1 protein-coding gene is annotated in these 1188 nt (G+C 51.3%); it reads right to left on the bottom strand.

Annotated features, from left to right (window positions below; genetic code table 11):
* Window positions 1–333: 333 nt before the first annotated feature.
* Window positions 334–720: a hypothetical protein gene (locus tag B4E36_RS17950; protein ID WP_292051565.1), complete on the bottom strand. Its 387-nt coding sequence runs from the start codon at window positions 718–720 to the stop codon at window positions 334–336.
* Window positions 721–1188: the final 468 nt, after the last annotated feature.

Below are 1188 nucleotides of genomic sequence, written 5' to 3'. Positions count from 1 at the left end.
GTCAGTTCTCAGTGAAAATCAACATCGTACGTCTTTGGTAAAAGTGAAAGCTGACGCCAAAGTTCAAAGACATCCAGTTTCTCGTAGTGGGCTCTTAACAAGTCCGTATCCACATCTTTCTGTACCGGAAAATATCCCGGCTGCCCACTTTCCATGAACCTGCGCAACCCCATGCCTAGGTACGGAATGAGACGGCACATTTCCGTATCATCCCAAAAATCATAGGCCGCGATACGGCGAGCAAAATAGTTTGCGAGCGTTCGCCAGTCTCCATCTTCTGCCCATCGCAATTCTGAGAACTGATATGTAAAGCGCTGAAAGGCCGCGAGTAGCTTAGGCCGTTTTGCATACCACCGCCATCGAAACCTGTCCGAATTCGCTGCCAATCTCGTTCCTGACTGGTACATGGATCATGCGGCTGGCTTTCACTCGATAATCCTCATGTCGAGGCACCAAGATCTTATCGATGTAATCGTTCAAACAAACGAATGAGCATCGTTTCGCAGTCAAATCCGCGATCACCAGCAACACTGGCACACCGATACCCATTCGCTCTACGGTCACCAACTCCGAGGTTTCAAGCTGAAACCGATAGGTGTCGATACTTGCGATCTTCTGCGATCGGTCCAACAGTTCGACAGCCTTTTCAACATTTCCCCGCTCATACACTGACAGAGGTGCTGGCCTTGGCGACGCAACGGTCTTGAGCTGGACAAACACGTGCTCTCCCAGGGTCTAGTAGGTCCTAGGACGTCCCTCTTCCTTTTCTCCAGTTTTGAAGAGTTCGATGGTGAAATCCAGTCCGTAGTCAGGCCGATACTCACGTAAGACCCAATGCTGCGGTAGCTTTGCACGCAGGAGATGCTCGCCCTGTTGGTCGATAAGATGTTGCTCTGAACGTTTCTTGGCATCGGTCATGCCACAGGTATATTTTTTCAGCAGAAGTTTTGCTAGGCCAGTCGAACCGCTTCGCGAGATTCTGTTGCACTGTGCCTATTACCGAAAGCCGACAGACCGCCTCTCCTCGAAATTAGACATCTTTCTTGCACAACGCGAATGACGGCTTCCGGAGAATTCACAGCCAGGCCTAACGACAGAAATGGAAGCGCAAAGCTGCCGTCCGAACCTTCGGCCGGGTATGGGCGCGACACGGCCCGTGTTGATGGACAGCATCAGGTCTTGAAGGGA

The organism is Martelella sp. UBA3392 (genome assembly GCF_002358775.1).
GTDB classification, from domain to species: Bacteria; Pseudomonadota; Alphaproteobacteria; order Rhizobiales; family Rhizobiaceae; genus Martelella; species Martelella mediterranea.
The sequence above is the reverse complement of the archived record's forward strand: the minus strand, read 5'-3'. Positions and strand labels throughout refer to the sequence as shown.